Origin of the sequence: Paraburkholderia sp. MM5482-R2 (genome assembly GCF_050436125.1) — a bacterium.
Lineage (GTDB): Bacteria > Pseudomonadota > Gammaproteobacteria > Burkholderiales > Burkholderiaceae > Paraburkholderia > Paraburkholderia tuberum.
In genome coordinates this window covers 3,002,945-3,023,424 of sequence record NZ_JBNDLP010000002.1, presented here as the reverse complement: position 1 = coordinate 3,023,424, position 20,480 = coordinate 3,002,945, and the positions used below count along the sequence as shown (strand labels likewise).

Genomic DNA, 20,480 nt, shown 5'->3' with positions numbered 1-20,480 from the left:
AGCGCCATCGCATCCAGGCCGAACGAACGATCTTCGCGACGTTTCAATCGCTCAGTGCGCGGCACCCGGCGCCATGCCGTTATGCCGTAGCAGCGCATCGATATTCGGCTCGCGGCCACGGAACGCCTTGAACGATTCCATCGCCGGACGGCTGCCGCCCACTTCGAGAATCTCGCGACGATAACGCATCCCGGTCGACTGATCCAGCACGCTGCCCGCGGCTTGCGCGGCTTCCTCGAACGCCGCGTACGCGTCGGCCGACAGCACTTCGGCCCACTTGTAGCTGTAGTAGCCGGCCGCATAACCACCCGCGAAAATATGGCTGAACGTATTCGGCCAACGCGAGAACGGCGCTTGCGGCACGACGTGGAAGCGTTCGTTGATTTCGCGCGCGAGTTCGTTGGCGCTCTTCGCGCCGTTCGCGTCGAAGCCGGTATGCAGTTGCATGTCGAACATCGAGAACACGATCTGCCGCAGCGTACCGAGGCCGCTCTGGAAGTTCTTCGCGGCGAGCATCTTGTCGAACAGCTCGCGCGGCAGCGGCTTCGCGGTATCGACGTGCGAGGTCATGTCGGACAGCACGTCCCACTCCCAGCAGAAGTTCTCCATGAACTGCGAAGGCAGCTCGACCGCATCCCATTCGACGCCGTTGATGCCCGACACGCCGAGCTCATCGACGCGCGTGAGCATGTGATGCAAGCCGTGGCCGAACTCATGGAACAGCGTGATCACTTCGTCGTGCGTGAAGCAGGCGGGCTTGCCGCCGACCGGCGCCGAGAAATTACAGGTCAGATACGCGACCGGCGTTTGCACCGCGCCATGCGCGAGCTTGTGACGGCCGCGCGCGTCGTCCATCCAGGCGCCGCCGCGCTTGCCTTCGCGTGCATACAGGTCGAGATAGAACTGCGCGACGAGGCCGCCGTCCTGATTCTCGACGCGGAAGAAGCGCACGTCCGGATGCCAGACGGCCGCTTCGTCGCGGCGGATGCGCACGCCGAACAGCGTCTCGGTGACCTTGAACAGGCCCTTGAACACCGCATCTTCCGGAAAGTACTGCTTCACTTCGTTTTCCGAGAACGAATAGCGCTTCTGGCGCAGGCGCTCGGCGGCGAACGTCATGTCCCACGGCTGCAGATCGGTCATGCCGAGTTCGCTCGCGGCAAATTCGCGCAGCTCTTTCCAGTCCTGCTCGGCATGCGGACGCGCGCGCGTCGCGAGGTCTTCGAGGAAGGCCATTACCTGCGCCGGCGATTCGGCCATCTTCGGCGCGAGCGACACTTCGGCGAAGTTGCCGTAGCCGAGCATCTGCGCTTCTTCGGCGCGCAGCTTCAATTCGTCGGCGAGCACCTGGGTGTTGTCCCACTCGGTCTTGCCGTTGCCGTATTGCGCGCCAAGCTCGGACGCGCGCGTCACGTATGCGCGATACATCGCTTCGCGCATCGGACGGCTTTCCGAGTACTGCATGACCGGGAAATAAGACGGGAAGTGCAGCGTGAACTTGTAGCCGGTCTTGCCGTCTCGCTCGGCGGCTTCCTTCGCGGCTTCGATCACGTCTTCGGGCAGTCCCGCCAGTTGCGCTGCGTTGCCCGCATCGACGATGTACGCATACGCGTTGGTCGCATCGAGCACGTGATCCGAAAACGCCTTCGACAGCGCCGCCTGGCGCTCCTGCAATTCGGCGAAACGCGGCTTCTGGTCTTCCGGCAACTCGGCGCCCGACAGACGGAAATCACGCAGCGCGTTGCTGAGGATCTTCTTGCGTTCGCCGTTCAGCGATGCGAATTCGTCGCTGGCGTTCAGTGCCTTGTACTTCTCGTAGAGCGCGAGATTCTGGCCGACGCTCGACCAGAACTCGGTCACGCGCGGCAGGTTCTCGCCGTACACGGCGCGTAGCTCGGGCGTATCGGCGACGGCATTGAGATGACCGATCACGCTCCACGCGCGCGACAGCGGCTCGGTGGCGCGCTCGACCGGTTCGACGACGTCGGCCCACGACGCGGGCGTGGCCGGCAGCGCGGCACGCTCGACGGCGGCCGCCGCGTCGGCGAGCAGCACGTCGAGGGCGGGCGTCACGTGTTCGGGTCGGATGGAGCCAAAGCGCGGCAGATCGGAAAAATCGAGGAGCGGGTTGTCTTGATGCGTGGCGGTAGTGGACATAAGGCTTCCTGTCTGACGCGGGTGAAGGGGGCGGTGCGGCGCTCGCGCGTGCCGTCTCGTGCTGGGTCGCTCGACGCCCGGCGCATGGCTGCACCGGCTACGGACATTATTGGGGCGGGGGGCGCCGATTCCAATCCATCGGCTGACAAATTAACAGATGTTGCGGCGCGTTGGGCGCGCGTTGGGGCAGGGCGTGGCGTGGGCCGCGGGTTCCGGCGACGCGGTAAGGAGACGGTGGTTCTGCGAGAGAGAAGGGCGGGTGATGACCCGGTGGACGAGACGGATGAGTCGCCTCACTCCGCCTCGCGCTCACCGCCCGGCGGTTACGCCTTGGCCGCGTCCGCCTCGCGCTCGGCCGCTTCGATCGTGTTGACGAGCAGCATCGTGATCGTCATCGGGCCGACGCCGCCCGGCACCGGCGTGATATGGCCGGCCACTTCCTTGACACCCGCGAAGTCGACGTCGCCGCACAGCTTGCCGGCGTCGTCGCGATTCATGCCGACGTCGATCACGGTCGCGCCCGGCTTCACCATGTCCGCGGTCAGGATGTTGCGCAGACCGGTCGCGGCGACCACGACGTCGGCGTTGCGCGTGTGCGCGGCCAGATCGCGCGTCTTGCTGTGGCAGATCGTGACGGTCGCGCCCGCTTCGAGCAGCAGCAGCGCCATCGGCTTGCCGACGATGTTCGAGCGGCCGATCACGACCGCGTTCGCGCCCTTCAGATCGATGCCGTAGGCCGCGAACATCTTCATCACGCCGTACGGCGTGCACGGACGGAACAGCGGCTGACCCGTCATCAGCGCACCCGCATTGGCGACGTGGAAACCGTCGACGTCCTTCGCGGGCGCGATCGCCTCGATCACCTTGTGGCTGTCGATGTGCTTCGGCAGCGGCAGCTGCACGAGAATGCCGTGGATGGCCGGATCGCGATTCAGCTCGTCGATGCGCGCGAGCAGGTCGGCTTCGGGCAGATCGGCCGGATAGCGGTCGAACGACGAGCCGAGGCCGTTGTCGTGGCAGGCCTTCACCTTGTTGCGCACATACACTTCGCTGGCCGGATTGTCGCCGACCAGAATCACGGCGAGGCCCGGCTGATGGCCGCGGGCGGTCAGGGCGGCGGCGCGCGCCGCGACGTCGGCGCGCAGGGTCTTGGAGAGGGCGAGGCCGTCGATCAGTTTGGCTGTCATGGTCGGTCGAACGTTGGGTCGAGATTGGGATCGGGAATCAGGTCGGGACAGACGGTTTGGCAGGCGGGGCGAAGCGCTCGCGCGGCGGGGCGCGCGACGGCGTGCTTCGGCTGGCTGACGGAGCCACGGAGCCCCGTCGCCCTGCGACAGGCGCGTTGCCGGTTCGGGCAAGGCGCCGCTGCGAAGTCCGACATTATACCGGCGCGGGGGCGCGCCTTCGCGGTGGATTCGGGGCGCGCGGCGCGCGTGGGAGCGTCCGGGATGTGAGGCGGCGGTCCTGTGGCGGCCAGGAAGCGCACCGCGAGCGGCGGGGCAGGCAGGCCGCTCGCACGCCACCCGCACGTCGGACTCGGCGTCGGTCAGGCCGTCGCGAACCGGCGACGCAACCGCCACGGATGGCGGCCACGTACCAACGGCCCCTCCGAACGAAAGGCCGCCCGTGCCTCTGTTACTGCGCCGTTTGCGGCTTGTTCGACAGCGCGAGTCGCAGCAGATCGGCGACCGTGTTGACGTTCAGCTTTTCCATGATGTTCGCGCGATGCGCTTCGACCGTCTTGATGCTGATGCCGAGGTCGTCGGCGATCTGCTTGTTCAGGCGGCCCGCGATGATCCGCTCGAGCACCTGATGCTCGCGCGCGGTCAACTTGCCGAGGCGCTCGGCCGCGGCGCGCTGCTGCTGGACGCTGGTGCTTTCGCTGCGTGCCTTGTCGAGCATGCGCTCGACGAGCTTGCGCAGTTCGGCTTCGTCGAACGGCTTTTCGATGAAGTCCATCGCGCCTTTTTTCATCGTCGACACCGCCATCGGCACGTCGCCGTGGCCCGTCACGAAAATGATCGGCAGCGACGCGTTGTCGGCGATCAGGCGTTCCTGCAACTCGAGCCCGCTCATGCCGGACATCCGCACGTCGAGGATCAGACACGCGATCTGGCCCGGATGCTGATGCGGCTGCCATGCGTCGATGAACTGCTCGGCGCTCGAGAAGCACTGAACGCGGTAGCCGTTCGCCTCCAGCAGCCAGCGCAGCGAATCTCGCACGGCCTCGTCGTCGTCGACGACAAACACGGTTTCCTGTGTGGTGACTGGGCTGTTCATAGCTCTCCCGTAACGGTTTGTGGTATCGGCGCCTCGGACCCGCCGTTGCTCGGGCCGTCAGGCTCCCCAATGGGCAGACTGCAATGGAACGTGGCGCCCGTGATGTGGCCGTCGGATTCGACGTTGTTGACCACCCACAGACGGCCGCGGTGCGATTCGATAATCGAACGGCAAATGTTCAGCCCCATGCCCATGCCATCGGACTTGGTGCTGTAAAACGGTTCGAACAGACGCTCGGCGGTCGCTTCGTCGACGCCGGGCCCCTGGTCGACGACGCTGATGCAGACGAAGCCGCTCTCCAGTCGCACGACCACGCGGATGACCGGGTCGACCGCGTTCGGGCGCGCTTCGGCCATCGCTTCGACGCCGTTCTTCAGCAGGTTCACGAGCACCTGCTCGATCAGCACCGGATCGACGTAGATCACCGGCAGCCGCGAGCGCAGATCGGTAACGATGCGAATGCGCCGCTTCCTTGCCTCGATTTCGGCGAGACCCACCGCGTCCGCGACGATATCCGCGACCCGCGTGGCCTGCCGCTTCGGCTCGCTGCGCTTCACGAACTCGCGGATACGCTTGATGATCATGCCGGCGCGCACCGCCTGCTGCGCGGTCTTTTCGAGTACCGGCAGCAGATTGTCGGGCGTCGTTCGACCGGATTTAACCAGTGCGACGGTTCCGGAGCAATAGTTATTGATGGCGGCGAGCGGCTGGTTCAGTTCGTGCGCGAGCGACGAGGCCATTTCACCCATCGTCATCAGGCGGCTCGTGAACTGCAGCTTCTCGTCCTGCTGGCGCGCGAGTTCCTGCGCGCGCTTGCGGGTCGTGATGTCGGTCGCGATCTGCATCTGCGCGAGGTGGCCGTCGACCCACTGGATGTACTGGCGTCGCACCTCGAACCACTTCTGGATGCCGGGGATGTAGATTTCCTGCGCGTCGGCGGCGCTTTCGGTCAACGCGGCGGCGGGCAGGCCGACGAAGGTGTCGACCATGTCGATCGAATCGGACGACGCCTGCGAGGCGTCGAAGCCGCCGCCCGCGAGTTCGAGGTGGCCGTCCGGGCGGATGCCGAACAGATGCCGGTAATAGCGGTTCGCGAACAGCAGCTCGGCTTCGTCGGCGGCGAGCACGGACACCGCCGCGTCGAGGCTTTCGAGCACGGTCGTGAAGCGTTCGTGGGCGGCGGCGAGCTCTTCGCGCGCGCGCTTCGGCTCGGTGATGTCGGTCATCGACGACATCCAGCCGGTCTGGCGGCCCGAGCTGTCGATCAGCGGCGACACGTAGAGCCGCGCGTGGAACGTCGAGCTGTCCTTGCGCCGCACGCGCAGCTCGAAGCCGGACGAGGGCGCCTTGCCGCGCAGCGTCATGTCGAGCTGACGCTGCATCTCGGGGTACGCGTCGCGCGGCCAGTAGGCGAACGGCGCGCTCTTGCCGACGAGGTCGCTTTCGTCCCAGCCGGTCATGCGGCAGAACGCCGGGTTCACGTGCGTGATGCGGCCGTGCATGTCGAGCACGCGCATGCCGATCAGCACCGAGTTTTCCATCGCGCGGCGGAAAAACGCTTCCGCGTAGAGCGCCTGCTGCGCCTCGAAGCGCTGGCGCGTGTGCTTCCACAGACTCCACAGGCTCCACAGTACGAAGCAGGAGAGGCCGGCCACCAGCCACACCAGCGTGTTGTTCGTGAAGTTGGTGATCTGCGGGAACGCGTACACGCGCACCGAAATGCCCTGGCCCGGCGGGTCGAGCGGCAGGTCGTAGAACATGTCGCGCGGCAGGCGCGGGCGGGTCGACGTGGTGGTCAACTCGCGGTTGTTCGCGTCGATGATCGAGATCTTGTATTTGGCCGACAGCTCGGGCGGGATGTCGCGCTTCAGAATGCCTTCCACCGAGAACACCGCGGCGATGGTGCCGAGGAAATCGCGGTCGCGGAAGATCGGCGTTTGCAGCGTGATGAAGCCGTTGCCGAGGTCGTCGTAGATGAGCGGTGAGTACACCTGGCGGCGCGTGTTGCGCGCCTCGGCGAAGCCGGCCTTGACAGCTTCGTCCATCTGCGCGTCGTTCGGACGCGCGAGCCGCTGGCCGAGCACCGGCGGCGCGGCGTTGGGCCAGCGCGGCTGCTGCTGGCCCGTGTACCAGTTCATGTAGAGGATCTCAGGATGCCCCTGCATGATGTCCGTGGTGCTCACCTGGAACGAATGCTCGTCGGCATGGCCGGCGGCGAGGTCGCGCGCGAGTGCCTGGATCTGCTCTTGCGCGCCCGTCATCGACAGGCGGATCTGCTGCTGCGCCCACGCGACGTTGCGGTACAGCGTGTCTTCCTGCTGTTGCTGCTCGCGCCGGTTCAGACTCCACAGAATCAGGCTCATGACGACCAGGAACACCAGGATCGACAGGAGCGGCGTCAGCAAATAGGAATTGGACCACCAGGGTCCGTGGTGCCAGCGCGAGGACGGCGACGAATCCGCCGGCGAACCCGCGGTGCGCGCCGAGCGAGAGAAGAGCCGTTCGGTCAACATGCGTGGCATTGTAGCTCAGCGCGTCCCCGACAAATGGCGCAAAAAAGCACGGAAAGTGCAGTTAATCGGCGCAAACTAGCCGGCGGATCAGTCGATCGGCAGTCAAACCAGGTTGCGTCGCAGCAATTTTCCGCATTATGAGAATTGATCTCGTAATTTGAAAATTTGGTTGCGCTGACGTCGGGACCCTTATTACAATCGGCCGGAGCTGCCGCGGCCATTCCTGCGTCCGCGTCGTCTGTTCAAAGTGCGTTCCCCATACCCAGGAGACGAGCATGTCCGCTGTACCCGACGAAGTCATGAAATATGTCGCCGCCGATAAAGACGACGATCCCCAGGAAACCGGCGAATGGCTGGAAGCGCTGGATGGCGTGATTTCTGCAGTAGGCCCTGACCGTGCCCACTACCTGATCGAAAAACAGATCGAATTCGCACGCGTGCACGGCGAACATCTGCCGTTCTCCGCTAACACTCCTTACATCAACACGATTCCGGTTGCGCGCCAGGCCAAGAACCCCGGCGACCAGGACATCGAACACCGTATCCGCTCGTACACCCGCTGGAACGCGATGGCGATGGTGCTGCGCGCCGGCAAGGAAACCAACGTCGGCGGCCACATCGCGTCGTTCGCATCGGCCGCCACGCTGTACGACGTCGGCTACAACCACTTCTGGCACGCACCGTCGGCCGAGCACGGCGGTGACCTCGTGTTCGTGCAGGGCCACTCGTCGCCGGGTGTCTACTCGCGCGCGTTCCTGCTCGGTCGCCTGACCGACAAGCAGCTCGACAACTTCCGCCAGGAAGTCGGCGGCGAGGGCATCTCGTCGTATCCGCATCCGTGGCTGATGCCGGACTTCTGGCAATTCCCGACCGTGTCGATGGGCCTGGGTCCGATCATGGCGATCTACCAGGCGCGCTTCATGAAGTACCTGCAGGCGCGCGGCATCGCGAAGACCGACGGCCGCAAGGTCTGGGCCTTCCTCGGCGACGGCGAAACGGACGAGCCGGAATCGCTCGGCGCGATCGGCATGGCCGGCCGCGAGCGTCTGGACAACCTCGTGTTCGTGATCAACTGCAACCTGCAGCGTCTCGACGGTCCGGTGCGCGGCAACGGCAAGATCATCCAGGAACTCGAAAGCGAATTCCGCGGCGCCGGCTGGAACGTGATCAAGGTCATCTGGGGCAGCCGCTGGGACGCGCTGTTCGCGCGCGACAAGTCGGGCGCGCTGATGCGCCGCATGATGGAAGTCGTCGACGGCGAGTACCAGACGTACAAGTCGGAGTCGGGCGCGTTCGTGCGCGAACACTTCTTCAACACGCCGGAGCTGAAGGCGCTGGTCGCCGACTGGTCCGACGACGACATCTGGAATCTGAACCGCGGCGGCCATGATCCGCACAAGATCTACGCGGCGTTCACGGAAGCGACGAATTCGAAGGGCCAGCCGACCGTCATCCTCGCGAAGACGATCAAGGGCTACGGCATGGGCGAAGCCGGCCAGGCGATGAACATCACCCACCAGCAGAAGAAGATGCAGGTGGAGCAGCTGAAGAAGTTCCGCGACCAGTTCCGTCTGCCGATCACGGACGAGCAGATCGTCGACGTGCCGTACCTGACGTTCGAGGAAGGCTCGAAGGAACTCGAATACATGCGCCAGAAGCGCATGGACCTGGGCGGCTATCTGCCGGCGCGTCGTCAGAAGGCTGAGTCGCTGCCGGTGCCGGAACTGTCGGCATTCGAGCCGCTGTTGAAGGGCACGGGCGAAGGCCGCGAGATCTCCACGACGATGGCGTTCGTGCGGATCCTGAACATCCTGCTGAAGGACAAGACGCTCGGCAAGCGCGTCGTGCCGATCGTGCCGGATGAATCGCGTACGTTCGGCATGGAAGGTCTGTTCCGTCAGATCGGTATCTGGAATCAGGACGGCCAGAAGTACGTGCCGGAAGATTCCGACCAGTTGATGTTCTACCGTGAGTCGGAGACCGGTCAGATCCTGCAGGAGGGCATCAACGAAGCCGGCGGCATGGCCGACTGGATCGCGGCCGCGACGTCGTACTCGACGCACGGCGAGATCATGATCCCGTTCTACATCTTCTACTCGATGTTCGGTTTCCAGCGCATCGGCGACCTCGCATGGGCCGCTGGCGACATGCGCTCGCGCGGCTTCCTGCTGGGCGGCACGGCGGGCCGCACGACGCTGAACGGCGAAGGCCTGCAACACGAAGACGGCCACTCGCTGATGTGGGCGGCTTCGGTGCCGAACTGCATCAGCTACGACCCGACGTTCGGCTACGAACTCGCGGTCATCGTGCAGGACGGTCTGCGCCGCATGGTCGCCGACCAGGAAGACGTCTACTACTACGTCACCGTGATGAACGAGAACTACGAGCACCCGGCGATCCCGCAGGGCGAGACCGTGGCGGCCGACATCATCAAGGGCATGTACTCGTTCAGCAAGACCGCAGCCGATAAAAAGGCGCCGCACGTGCAGCTGATGGGCGCGGGCACGATCTTCAACGAAGTGATCGCCGCGGCCGACCTGCTGAAAAACGACTGGGGCGTCAACGCCGACCTGTGGAGCGTGCCGAGCTTCACCGAGCTCGCGCGCGAAGGTCACGAAGTGCAGCGCTGGAACCTGTTGCACCCGACCGAAGAGAAGAAGCTGTCGCACGTCGAGAAGCTGTTGAAGGATGCGCCGGGTCCGGTCATCGCATCGACCGACTACGTGCGCGCGCTGACCGAGCAGATCCGCGCGTTCGTGCCGCAGAAGTTCGTCGTGCTGGGCACCGACGGCTACGGCCGTTCGGACACGCGCGAGAAGCTGCGTCACTTCTTCGAAGTCGATCGCTACTGGGTCACGGTCGCCGCTCTGAACGCGCTGGCGGACGAAGGCACGATCGAACGCAAGGTGGTCGCCGAGGCGCTCAAGAAGTACAACCTTGATCCCGCCAAACCCAACCCGATGACCGTCTAAGGCATCACCCGTGTGCCACGATGCACGCGCTTGCTCCTCGTCGCGAGGGGCCGGCGGCGTGCGCGGCCCAGGAGACACTAACAATGAGTCAAGCGATCGAAGTCAAGGTGCCGGACATCGGCGATTACAAGGACATCCCTGTGATCGAGGTGCTGGTGAAGGCGGGTGACACCGTCGAAAAAGAGCAATCGCTCGTTACGCTGGAATCCGACAAGGCGACGATGGATGTGCCGAGCTCGGCCGACGGCGTCGTCAAGGAAGTGAAGGTCAAGGTCGGCGATGCGGTGTCCGAAGGCACGCTGATCATCGTGCTGGAAGGCGCCAACGCCGCTGCCGCTGCCGCGGCGCCCGCACCGGCTCCTGCTCCTGCGCCGGCGGCAGCTACCGCTGCGGCGCCCGCACCCGCGGCGGCAGGCGGTGGCGTGCAGGAAATCAAGGTGCCGGATATCGGCGACTACAAAGACGTTCCCGTGATCGAGATCGCGGTGAAGGTCGGCGATCGTGTCGAGAAGGAACAGTCGCTCGTCACGCTCGAATCCGACAAGGCGACGATGGATGTGCCGAGCTCGGCCGCCGGCGTCGTCAAGGAAGTGAAGGTGAAGGTTGGCGATACCGTGTCGGAAGGCTCGGTCATCGTCGTGATCGAAGCGGAAGGCGGCGCTGCCCCGGCACCCGCGCCGGCACCGGCCGCGAAGGCGCCGACTGAAAAGCCGTTCGACGCGCCGGCCACGCCGACCCCGGCACCGGCCGCGCCGTCCGCGCTCGCGCAGGCGCCGCTGATCCCGGCTGGAGAAGGCGGCTCGCGTCATCCGAGCCATGCGTCGCCGTCGGTGCGCAAGTTCGCGCGCGAACTCGGGGTGGACGTCGGCCAGGTGAAGGGCACCGGTCCGAAGGGCCGCATTACGCAGGCCGACGTGACCGCGTTCGTGAAGGGCGTGATGACGGGCCAGCGCGCGGCGCCGGCTGGTGCGGCCGCGCCGGCCGCCGGCGGTGGCGAGCTGAATCTGCTGCCGTGGCCGAAGGTCGACTTCACGAAGTTCGGTCCGATCGATCCGAAGCCGTTGTCGCGTATCAAGAAGATCTCGGGCGCGAACCTGCATCGCAACTGGGTCATGATCCCGCACGTCACGAACAACGACGAAGCGGACATCACCGAGCTCGAAGCGCTGCGCGTCAAGCTGAACAAGGAACACGAGAAGGCGGGCGTCAAGTTCACGATGCTCGCGTTCGTGATCAAGGCCTGCGTGGCGGCCCTGAAGAAATTCCCGACCTTCAACGCGAGCCTCGACGGCGACAACCTGGTGTTCAAGCAGTACTACCACATCGGTTTTGCCGCCGACACGCCGAACGGCCTCATGGTGCCGGTGATTCGCGACGCGGACAAGAAGGGCCTCGTCGACATCGCGAAGGAAATGGCCGACCTGTCGAAGGCCGCGCGCGAGGGCAAGCTGAAGCCGGACCAGATGCAGGGCGGCTGCTTCTCGATCTCGTCGCTGGGCGGTATCGGCGGCACGCACTTCACGCCGATCATCAATGCGCCTGAAGTCGCGATTCTCGGCCTGTCGCGCAGCGCGATGAAGCCGGTGTGGGACGGCAAGCAGTTCGAGCCGCGCCTGACCATGCCGCTGTCGCTGTCGTACGACCATCGCGTGATCGACGGAGCGGAAGCCGCGCGCTTCAACGCATACCTCGGTTCGATTCTTGCCGATTTCCGGCGTGTGATTCTTTGACCGGCTGGTGAGGTCCGCCGGCGCGGGCGCGGATGGTTTCGACCGATCCGCGTCGCGCCGTCCGCGCGTTCGCGTGCGCTGTGCGCGTCGAAGGCGCCGCTCATCATCGATCAATAAGAGAAGGGGACACCATGAGTCTCGTCGAAGTAAAAGTGCCGGACATCGGTGACTTCAAGGACGTCGACGTCATCGAAGTCAACATCAAGCCGGGCGACACCATCGAAAAAGAGCAGTCGCTGCTGACGCTCGAATCCGACAAGGCGTCGATGGAAGTGCCGAGCGATACCGCCGGCACCGTCAAGGAAGTGCGTATCAAGCCGGGCGACAAGGTCTCGCAGGGCACGGTCATCGCGCTCGTCGAGGCAACGGCGGGCGGCGCGGCTGCGGCCGCTGCGGAGCCGAAAGCGCCCGAGAAGGCGGCTCCCGCGCCGGCGCCCGCCGCTGCGGCGCCGAAGGCCGCCGCACCGGCTGCGCAAGCCGGCAGCTATTCGGGCAGCGCCGACATCGAGTGCGACATGCTCGTGCTCGGTTCGGGCCCCGGCGGTTATTCGGCCGCGTTCCGCTCCGCCGACCTCGGCATGAAGACCGTGCTGGTCGAGCGTTATCCGACGCTCGGCGGCGTGTGTCTGAACGTCGGCTGCATCCCGTCGAAGGCGCTGCTGCACACCGCGCTCGTCATCGACGAAGCGGCTGATCTTGCCGCGCACGGCATCACGTTCGGCAAGCCGCAGATCGATCTCGACAAGCTGCGCGATTTCAAGTCCGGCGTGGTCAGGAAGCTGACAGGCGGTCTCGCCGGCATGGCGAAGGCGCGCAAGGTCGAAGTGGTGGTCGGTACGGGTGCGTTCGTCGATCCGAACCACATGGAAGTGCAGACCGAGGGCGGCAAGAAGGTCGTCAGGTTCAACCAGGCGATCATCGCAGCGGGCTCGGAAGCGGTGAAGCTGCCGTTCATTCCGGAAGATCCGCGGGTCGTCGATTCGACCGGCGCGCTCGAACTGCGCCAGATTCCGCAGCGCATGCTCGTGATCGGCGGCGGCATCATCGGTCTCGAAATGGCGACCGTGTACTCGACGCTCGGCGCGAACATCGATGTGGTCGAAATGCTCGACGTCCTGATGGCCGGCGCGGACCGCGATCTGGTCAAGGTCTGGGAGAAGTACAACAGCAAGCGTTTCGCGAACGTGATGCTGAAGACCAAGACCATCGCCGCCGAAGCGAAGGACGACGGCATCTACGTGTCGTTCGAGGGCGAGCAGGCGCCGGCCGGGAGCCGCAACGCTACGACCTCGTGCTGGTGGCCGTCGGCCGCTCGCCGAACGGCAAGCGGATCGGCGCGGAAAAGGCCGGCGTCGCGGCGACGGATCGCGGCTTCATCGAAGTCGACAGGCAACAGCGCACGAATGTGCCGCACATCTTCGCGATCGGCGACATCGTCGGTCAGCCGATGCTCGCGCACAAGGCCGTGCACGAAGGCCACGTGGCGGCGGAAGCCGCGCATGGCGAGAAGGCGTACTTCGACGCGCTGCAGATTCCGTCGGTGGCCTACACCGATCCGGAAGTGGCTTGGGCTGGCAAGACGGAAGACCAGCTGAAAGCCGAAGGCGTCAAGTTCGGCAAGGCGGTGTTTCCGTGGGCGGCATCGGGTCGCGCGATCGCCAACGGTCGCGACGAGGGCTTCACGAAGCTGCTGTTCGATGAGGAAACGCATCGCGTGATCGGCGGCGGTATCGTCGGTCTGAACGCGGGCGACCTGATCAGCGAAGTCTGTCTCGCGATCGAGATGGGCGCGGACGCAACGGATATCGGCAAGACGATCCATCCGCATCCGACGCTCGGCGAATCGATCGGCATGGCGGCCGAGTTGTATGAAGGCGTCTGTACCGATCTGCCGCCCGTCAAGAAGAAGTAACGCGGTGCGCCGCGCCTGCATGACGACATGCGGGCGCGGCAAAGCCGGTCGAGCCGTACGGCAAACAAAAACGGCGCGCTCCATGGCGGAGCGCGCCGTTTCTGTTTTCGTGGCGGCCAGTGGCGGGCAAAAAAATCCCGGCTTGACGGCCGGGCAAACGATACGTCATTGCAACGTATCGGAGCGTTCGGCTCATCAAACCGTATAAGCGGCAACGGCACGACGCTGTTGCTTGCGATAACGCCGGCGCAGCGCATAGGCTGGGCCGGCGTGAAAGACGACACGAGGCATAAAGCCTGGCGTGTTGACGCGTGAAGCTTAGACGGCCTTCTTGGCGGCGGCGCGCGATGCTTGCGCAGCGGCTTGCGAAGCTGCCTTCGAAGCGGCCGTTGCAGCTGCGTTGAAGTTGCTTTCGGCGATTTCGACAGCCTGGCGGGTTGCCTTGTGGACCGTTTCGTACGTGGTGTTGGCGGCGGTGATAGCCGACTTCATCACGGCGACAGCGGTTTCCGAACCGGCCGGTGCGTTCTTGGCGACGTTTTCGACGAGCGCCTGAACCTTGCGGTTTTGCTCTTCGAATTGCGCTTCCGCGACGCGGGTGAATTCACCCTGCGTTGCCGAAACGATTTCGTACACATGGCGGCCATACGACAGCGCCTTTTCAGCCACCGGCTGCGCGAGGCTTGCTTGCAGTGCCAGCAGTTCCTGCGCGTCCTTCACGGACAGCGCGCGTTGGGCATTTTCCTGGCTTTCGGCGAGCGTCGACTTCACAACTTGCAGGTTCAGTTCGACCAGCTTTTCGACACCTTCAAATGCTTTGGTCGTCAGGCCGAACAGGGTTTCGAAGTTGGCTTTCTGGGCTGCGGCGAATTGCTCAGGGGTCAGCAGAGTCATGGTTTACGCTCCTGGATTGCGGCCGGTCTGTGCGGACCGCATTGGGTGGGTGGCGAGACGCAGATTCATCGTCTCCCCGGACCGCGATGTTTTGTGCATCGCAGCAATGGTTCCCATTTTAGGATGCCCACAAGGAATGTCAAGCGTTTTTTGTGCGTTGCACAATGTTAAGAAAATGCCGACAAAACAATAGGTTATACAGTAGGCATGTCATTAATATGACGTGGAACGATTGCTCGTTGCCCCGTGCTGGTGCGACATAAACCAACCGTTCAGCAGGCCGTCGGGAGATTATTTTTCCGTGTGGCAGCGATTCGCCCCTGAAAGACCGATCATCATCAATTCGATGTAAACCACAAGATGACAAGGAACGTTAAAGAACGATGGCAGTCGAACGCGCGTTAGCGACTTTCGTCGGACACTTAAAAAAGTCCGTCGCACGCTCGCAACGCCTTCATGGCGCGGCGCGGTAGTTTCCGCCTGTGCTCTGACAGTATTTCCCCGAATCAAGGTTGTCTCAAAATTGCCGTTATCCTGCAATGATCTGCTCGATTGGGCCGGGCGGCGATGGCGAGGCTTGCTGGCGACGATCGTTTTTTTCGATCGAGGCGCGGCACTTATTCGTGTTTTCGCGATCGGAGCTGACAAGCCGGTTTAAGGAGCGCGTATAAGTGCTTCAAATTGCTAATTTTTCGTTGCTTTACTACACTTGCGGAAACCTCTCGCCGCTCCCTATCGAACACCCATGAAAACCGACATGTTTTCGTCGCTAAAAGTGCTCCACGGCGCGGCGCGCAGCACCGCTCTGTCGGTGGCCGTCTCGCTGGCCGTCGCAGCGGCGTTCGCTACGCCTGTCAGCACTTTTGCAGCTACGTCTGCTGCATCCGCAAAAATTTCCAAACACGCTAAAACTGCCAGGAAGCCGGCGCAGGCGGCCGCCACCGGAAAGGTGCCGAGCCATGCGGCGAAAGCCGGCAAGGGTGAGGCCGTGAAAGCCGCTGCGGCGGATGAAGATGCCCCGCACGCCGTCGTCAAACGCAAGCGCGTCACGTTCACGGCGAACGGCCGACACCGTTCGGTGATGCGACGCGTCGCGTACGAGCCGCGCCAGCCGAGCGTCGGCCAGGCATTTGGTCTGCACGAGACGCCGGACGCGCTGATGCTGCGCTCGAGCGTCGCCTATGTGATCGACCAGAACAGCGGCGAGACGCTGTTCGACAAGAACTCGCGCGCGGTGGTACCGATCGCATCGATCAGCAAGCTGATGACGGCGATGGTGGTGCTCGATTCGAAAGAGCCGATGACCGATCAGATCGAAGTCACCGACGAAGACCGCGACTACGAGAAGAACACCGGTTCGCGTCTGTCGGTGGGCTCGGTGCTGTCGCGCGAGGACATGCTGCACATTGCGCTGATGGCGTCGGAAAACCGCGCGGCGGCGGCGCTGTCGCGCTACTACCCGGGCGGCCGTCCGGCGTTCCTCGCGGCGATGAACGCGAAGGCCAGGCAGCTCGGCATGAACGACACGCACTTCGAGAACCCGACCGGTCTGACGAGCATGAACGTGTCGAGCGCGCGCGATCTCGTGAAGATGGTCAACGCGGCGTATCAGTACCCGTTGATCCGCAAGTTCTCGACCGATCACAGCTATGAGGTGTACACCGGCAAGCGCACGCTCGCGTACAACAGCACGAACGCGCTGGTGCGCAACCCGACGTGGGACATCGGTCTGCAGAAGACCGGCTTCATCAACGAAGCGGGCGAGTGTCTCGTGATGCAGGCGACCATCCACGGCCGGCCGATGATCCTGGTGCTGCTCGATTCGTCGGGCAAGTACTCGCGTTTCGCGGACGCGACGCGTCTGCGTACGTGGCTCGACAACGGCGGCGACCAGCCGCGTATCACGAGCGCCGATGCCGGCGGTCCGGGTACCTGATGCAGCAACGCATACTCAGCCGGTGGTAGTCAGTCCGGCTGCAGCTGACGTGCAAAGAAAAAGCCTCGCGGATGCGAGGCTTTTTTCATGGCGCCGGCGGGAGGGCAAAGGGTGCAACGGCGGTTGGGCGGCCGCCCCCTTCACTAATGCTGGCCATGCGAGCCATGTGAGCCGTGCCCGCCGTGCGCATGGTCCTGCTGTGGCTGCGGCCGGTAGCCGAGCGATTCCGAAATCATCAACGCGGTCTGGCTCAACTGCCCGAGCCATGAATCCTGCAAACGATCGGCCGGCGCCGACAGCGACAGCCCCGCGACCAGCTTGCCGGTATCGTCGTAGATGCCGGCGGCGATGCAGCGCACGCCCAACTCCAGTTCCTCGTTGTCGCGCGCGCAGGCCTGCTGGCGCACATGCGACAGCTCGCGCTCGAGTTTCGCGAGATCGGTGATGCTGTTCTGCGTGTGGCCCGACAGACCGGTGCGTGTTGCGTAGGCACGCACGCGGGTGGCTTCGTCGGCCGCGAGGAACAGCTTGCCGACCGAGGTCAGATGAAGCGGCGCGCGCCCGCCGATCGCCCGCACCACCTGCATGCCCGAGCGCTCCGAATACGCGCGTTCGATATAGACGATTTCGTCGCCCTGACGCACCGACAGGTTCACGGTCTGCCCGGTCTCGCGGTGCAGCTCGCGCATCGGCGTGAGCGCCGCGTCGCGCACCGACAGGCGCGCCTTGACGAGATTGCCCAGTTCGAGCAGGCGCATGCCAAGACGGTAGGTGCCGGGGTCTGAACGGTCGACCAGCCGGCACATCACCATATCGTTCAGGATGCGGTGCGCGGTGGATGGATGCAGCTCCGTGCGGATGGCCAGTTCTTTCAGGCTGACCGGGTCGCTATGCGCCGCCAGTGCGTCGAGCAGGCGCATCATGCGTTCGATCACCTGGATCGAAGTTTTGGGATCCGGGTTCGTATCGCTCATATGAGAATCGGTGGATGCGTCAAACAGCGAAAACTGATTGTATCTCGTATTGTGAAAAAAGCGAACGCTTCGAGGCGCGCTTCGAATCCGGCGCGGCGTGCTTCCTATGCCTTCCGGCCGTTGGTATTGCACCGGCAAACAGCGGATAATCAGGGACGTTTCCCCGCAAGGAGGGCTCATGCGAGTCGGATTGTTCGTCACTTGCCTCGTTGACCTGATGCGTCCCGAGATCGGTTTCTCCGTCATCAAGCTGATCGAAGGCGCCGGTTTCGAGGTCGTAGTGCCGCCCGCGCAAACCTGTTGCGGGCAACCTGCGTATAACTCGGGAGACCGCCGCCTCGCGCGCGACCTTGCCGAGAAAACGCTGCGCGAGTTCGAACAGTTCGACTATGTGGTGGTGCCGTCGGGCTCGTGCGGCGGCATGATCCGCGCGCACTACGGCGACCTGTTCCGCGACGATCCCGAACTGATGAACCGTTTCGGCCGCCTGCGCGGCAAGGTGTTCGAGCTGACGGATTTCCTCGTTAACGTCGCGAAGGTGCAGTTGCAACCGGGCGAGTTCGCGGGACAGGTGACTTATCACGACTCGTGTTCGGGCTTGCGCGAACTGGGCGTCAAGGAACAGCCGCGCGAACTGCTCGCGCAGGTCGGCGTCGCGGTCACCGAGATGAAAGGCTGCGAGCATTGCTGCGGCTTCGGCGGCACTTTCGCGGTCAAATACGGCGATATCTCGACCGCGATCGTCGACGAAAAGTGCGCGAACATCGCCGCGAGCGGCGCCGGTGCGGTGGTGCTCGGCGACCTCGGCTGCATGTTGAATATCGAAGGGCGGCTGCGCCGCAACGGTGACTCGACGACGCGCGTGCTGCATATCGCACAGGTGCTGGCCGGCGACGTGTAATCCCCGCGCGGCGAACACCGCCATTGTTCGCGTCACGTTTATCTTGTCTGTCACGCATTGCGTCGGGCGCGAATGCGCCGCGCCTTTCAATGCGATTTCATCAGGGCCGCCATGCAAGTCCAATCGATGCAGTTCAAGGCTCGCGCCGGTCAGAAACTCGCCGACCAGCGCCTGCAGCAGAACCTGACCAAGCTGTCCACGAAGTTCGTGTCGGCGCGCGCGAGCGCGATGACCGCGATCGATTTCCCCGCGACGCGGGCCGCGCTCAAGGAGCGCCGTGATCGCGCGCTCGAGAATCTCGACGTGTGGCTCGAAACCTTCGAGCGCGAGGCGACCCGGCGCGGCGTGACTGTGCTGTTCGCGGAGACCACGCAGGAGGCCGCGCGGCTCGTCGGCGACATTGCGCGCAAGCACGGCGTGAAGAAGGTGATCAAGACCAAGTCGATGGTCACCGAGGAAATGCGTCTGAACGAAGTGCTCGGGCAGATGGGCGTGCAGTCGATCGAAACCGACCTCGGCGAATACATCCTGCAGATCAACGACAACGAGCCGCCAAGCCACATCATCGCGCCGGTCGTTCACAAGGATAAGGACGAGATCGCCGATCTGTTCGCGAAGACGCACGGCCGGCCGCGGCTCACCGAGATTCCCGACATGACGCGTGAGGCGCGCGAGATGCTGCGGCCGCATTTTCTGAGCGCGGACATGGGCGTGACGGGCGGCAATTTCATCATCGCGGAAACGGGCTCGGTCGCGCTCGTGACCAACGAGGGCAACGAAGGTATGTGCACGGTGATGCCGCGCGTGCATGTCGCTGTCACCGGCATCGAGAAGGTGCTGCCGACGCTCGAGGATCTCGCGACGGCTATGCGCCTGCTGCCGCGTTCGGCAACCGGCCAGGCCACCTCGAACTATTTTTCGATGCTGACCGGGCCGCGCGGCGCGGGCGATCAGGATGGGCCCGAGCATATGTACGTGGTGCTCGTCGACGGTGGCCGCACAGGGCTGATCGGCGGCGACTTCCAGGAGATGCTTCGCTGCATCCGCTGCGGCGCGTGCATGAACCATTGCCCGGTGTATCAGAAGGTCGGCGGGCACGCATATGGCTGGGTCTATCCGGGGCCGATGGGGTCGGTGCTGACGCCGAGCTATGTCGGCATCGACAAGGCGCTCGACCTGCCGCAAGCGGCGACGTTATGCGGCGAATGCAATAGCGTGTGTCCGGTCGGTATCCCGCTGTCCGATCTGTTGCGCAAGCTGCGCGAAAAGCAGATGGAGCGACACCTGCGGCCGTGGAAGGAGCGCGCCGGGTTGGCGCTGTGGGGCTGGTTCGCGCTGCATCCCGATGCCTATGCGCTCTTTACCAAACTCGCCGTGCGCGTGCTGGAGCGCATGGGTGGGCGCAATCGGTCGATCGCCAAACTGCCGCTCGGCGGCGCGGGCTGGACCGATACGCGCGACATGCCGGCGCCGGTGGGTCGTACGTTCCGCGAGTTGTATGCCGCGCAGCGCAGCCATATTGGCTGAGCGGGCGGCATTGGGATTGGTTTGACGGCTGCGCGCTCGCGCAGCCGTCGAAATGGGCGAAGAAGCCGGCGGGATGCTTCAGCGCCGCTCCGTCTTCAATGTTCGGTCATCTGCCCCGGCTGACGCGCGGGCGCATTTCTCCCCGAATCGTTGCCTCGTCCACCGCCGTTGCCGGCTTGCGGGTGGCCCGGCGGCGGGCCGCCCGCGCCGGGGTGCGGGCCGCCATTGGCACCACCAGGGCCGTGCGGACCGCCCGCTGCGCCCTGCGGCGGCGGGCCGCCGTGCGGTTGTCCAGGACCGCCGCCATTGTTGCCATGACCGTTGCCGTGATCGCCGTGGTGCCAGTCGTTGTCGTTCGGATGACCGCGATCCGGATAGCCGCGATAGCCAGAGCCCGGCGCCGGGCCGTAGTAGCGTCCCGGACCGTAATCGCCGTAGCCGAGGTACACATTGGTTTGCGGCACGACCGCGGCACCCGGCGCGTATGCGGAATCGTCATAACCATTGTAGCCGCTATAGGCGCCGTAGCCGTTGCCGTACATCGGCGTGCCGTCCGGATAGATCGCGCAGCCGCCGAGCAGCGCGGCGGCCACCAGGCCAGCGAGAGGTGCAATGCGTTTCATTTTGTGGGACCGATGCCAGTGCAAAGAAATGTAAGGGTAAGAATAAGACCGTGATTGTCGC

The 20,480-nt window shown here is 64.4% G+C and carries 12 protein-coding genes and 1 pseudogene; 6 read left to right on the top strand and 7 right to left on the bottom strand.

From position 1 onward, the window contains the following. Positions 1–51: 51 nt before the first annotated feature. From OKW37_RS16725 to fixL, 4 genes are all read right to left on the bottom strand, one after another. On the bottom strand, positions 52–2,157 hold the full coding sequence (locus tag OKW37_RS16725; protein WP_429405195.1) for a M3 family metallopeptidase: 2,106 nt from the start codon (positions 2,155–2,157) through the stop codon (positions 52–54). Positions 2,158–2,480: 323 nt separating this feature from the next. Beyond that, positions 2,481–3,344 carry a bifunctional methylenetetrahydrofolate dehydrogenase/methenyltetrahydrofolate cyclohydrolase FolD gene (gene folD, locus OKW37_RS16720; protein WP_429405197.1) on the bottom strand — a complete coding sequence of 288 codons (864 nt, stop codon included), beginning with the start codon at positions 3,342–3,344 and terminating at the stop codon, positions 2,481–2,483. Between the two features lie 448 nt (positions 3,345–3,792). After that, positions 3,793–4,437, bottom strand: coding sequence for an oxygen response regulator transcription factor FixJ (fixJ, locus tag OKW37_RS16715; RefSeq protein ID WP_062129599.1), 645 nt, complete (start codon positions 4,435–4,437; stop codon positions 3,793–3,795). After that, on the bottom strand, positions 4,434–6,950 hold the full coding sequence (gene fixL / locus OKW37_RS16710) for a PAS domain-containing sensor histidine kinase (RefSeq protein ID WP_221309019.1): 2,517 nt from the start codon (positions 6,948–6,950) through the stop codon (positions 4,434–4,436). The genes fixJ and fixL overlap by 4 nt, the downstream gene beginning before the upstream one ends. A 275-nt stretch (positions 6,951–7,225) precedes the next feature. On the opposite strand from fixL, the gene aceE reads away from it, so the two are divergent. The 3 genes and pseudogenes from aceE (at position 7,226) to lpdA (ending at position 13,564) form a co-directional block, all read left to right on the top strand. Then, entirely contained in the window at positions 7,226–9,922 is a 2,697-nt protein-coding gene (aceE, locus tag OKW37_RS16705; protein WP_184056410.1) for a pyruvate dehydrogenase (acetyl-transferring), homodimeric type, read from the top strand. An 83-nt stretch (positions 9,923–10,005) separates the two neighbouring features. Then, positions 10,006–11,652, top strand: a complete 1,647-nt coding sequence (gene aceF, locus OKW37_RS16700) for a dihydrolipoyllysine-residue acetyltransferase (RefSeq protein ID WP_429405201.1) — start codon at positions 10,006–10,008, stop codon at positions 11,650–11,652. Positions 11,653–11,783: 131 nt separating this feature from the next. After that, positions 11,784–13,564 (top strand): annotated as a pseudogene (lpdA, locus tag OKW37_RS16695) (dihydrolipoyl dehydrogenase). A gap of 318 nt (positions 13,565–13,882) precedes the next feature. Here the strand turns inward: lpdA and OKW37_RS16690 are convergent. Continuing rightward, positions 13,883–14,458 (bottom strand): phasin family protein, encoded by a 576-nt coding sequence (locus OKW37_RS16690; RefSeq protein WP_013089827.1) that lies wholly within the window; start codon positions 14,456–14,458, stop codon positions 13,883–13,885. 745 nt (positions 14,459–15,203) lie between these two features. Between OKW37_RS16690 and pbpG the strand changes: the two genes are divergently transcribed. Next, complete coding sequence (gene pbpG, locus OKW37_RS16685) at positions 15,204–16,394, top strand: D-alanyl-D-alanine endopeptidase (protein WP_429405205.1); 1,191 nt, start codon at positions 15,204–15,206, stop codon at positions 16,392–16,394. Positions 16,395–16,537: 143 nt separating this feature from the next. Here the strand turns inward: pbpG and OKW37_RS16680 are convergent, their stop codons facing one another. Beyond that, positions 16,538–17,368 carry an IclR family transcriptional regulator gene (locus OKW37_RS16680; protein ID WP_090800805.1) on the bottom strand — a complete coding sequence of 277 codons (831 nt, stop codon included), beginning with the start codon at positions 17,366–17,368 and terminating at the stop codon, positions 16,538–16,540. Positions 17,369–17,546: 178 nt separating this feature from the next. Here OKW37_RS16680 and OKW37_RS16675 point away from each other — a divergent pair, with 178 nt between their 5' ends. Then, the gene (locus OKW37_RS16675) at positions 17,547–18,269 is read left to right on the top strand and encodes a (Fe-S)-binding protein (RefSeq protein ID WP_184057341.1); all 723 of its coding nucleotides are present in this window, start codon (positions 17,547–17,549) and stop codon (positions 18,267–18,269) included. 111 nt (positions 18,270–18,380) lie between these two features. Next, positions 18,381–19,796 carry a lactate utilization protein B gene (locus tag OKW37_RS16670; RefSeq protein ID WP_429355762.1) on the top strand — a complete coding sequence of 472 codons (1,416 nt, stop codon included), beginning with the start codon at positions 18,381–18,383 and terminating at the stop codon, positions 19,794–19,796. A 95-nt stretch (positions 19,797–19,891) separates the two neighbouring features. Here OKW37_RS16670 and OKW37_RS16665 read toward each other — a convergent pair whose 3' ends face one another. After that, entirely contained in the window at positions 19,892–20,419 is a 528-nt protein-coding gene (locus tag OKW37_RS16665; protein WP_429405208.1) for a hypothetical protein, read from the bottom strand. Between the last annotated feature and the right edge of the window lie 61 nt (positions 20,420–20,480).

Coding starts and splice junctions, on each gene's coding strand:
- OKW37_RS16675 (WP_184057341.1), top strand. CDS start 17,547: ATGCGAGTCGGATTGTTCGTCACTTGCCTCGTTGACCTGATGCGTCCC.
- OKW37_RS16690 (WP_013089827.1), bottom strand. CDS start 14,458: ATGACTCTGCTGACCCCTGAGCAATTCGCCGCAGCCCAGAAAGCCAAC.
- fixJ (WP_062129599.1), bottom strand. CDS start 4,437: ATGAACAGCCCAGTCACCACACAGGAAACCGTGTTTGTCGTCGACGAC.
- aceE (WP_184056410.1), top strand. CDS start 7,226: ATGTCCGCTGTACCCGACGAAGTCATGAAATATGTCGCCGCCGATAAA.
- aceF (WP_429405201.1), top strand. CDS start 10,006: ATGAGTCAAGCGATCGAAGTCAAGGTGCCGGACATCGGCGATTACAAG.
- OKW37_RS16680 (WP_090800805.1), bottom strand. CDS start 17,368: ATGAGCGATACGAACCCGGATCCCAAAACTTCGATCCAGGTGATCGAA.
- pbpG (WP_429405205.1), top strand. CDS start 15,204: ATGAAAACCGACATGTTTTCGTCGCTAAAAGTGCTCCACGGCGCGGCG.
- OKW37_RS16665 (WP_429405208.1), bottom strand. CDS start 20,419: ATGAAACGCATTGCACCTCTCGCTGGCCTGGTGGCCGCCGCGCTGCTC.
- folD (WP_429405197.1), bottom strand. CDS start 3,344: ATGACAGCCAAACTGATCGACGGCCTCGCCCTCTCCAAGACCCTGCGC.
- OKW37_RS16670 (WP_429355762.1), top strand. CDS start 18,381: ATGCAAGTCCAATCGATGCAGTTCAAGGCTCGCGCCGGTCAGAAACTC.
- OKW37_RS16725 (WP_429405195.1), bottom strand. CDS start 2,157: ATGTCCACTACCGCCACGCATCAAGACAACCCGCTCCTCGATTTTTCC.
- fixL (WP_221309019.1), bottom strand. CDS start 6,950: ATGTTGACCGAACGGCTCTTCTCTCGCTCGGCGCGCACCGCGGGTTCG.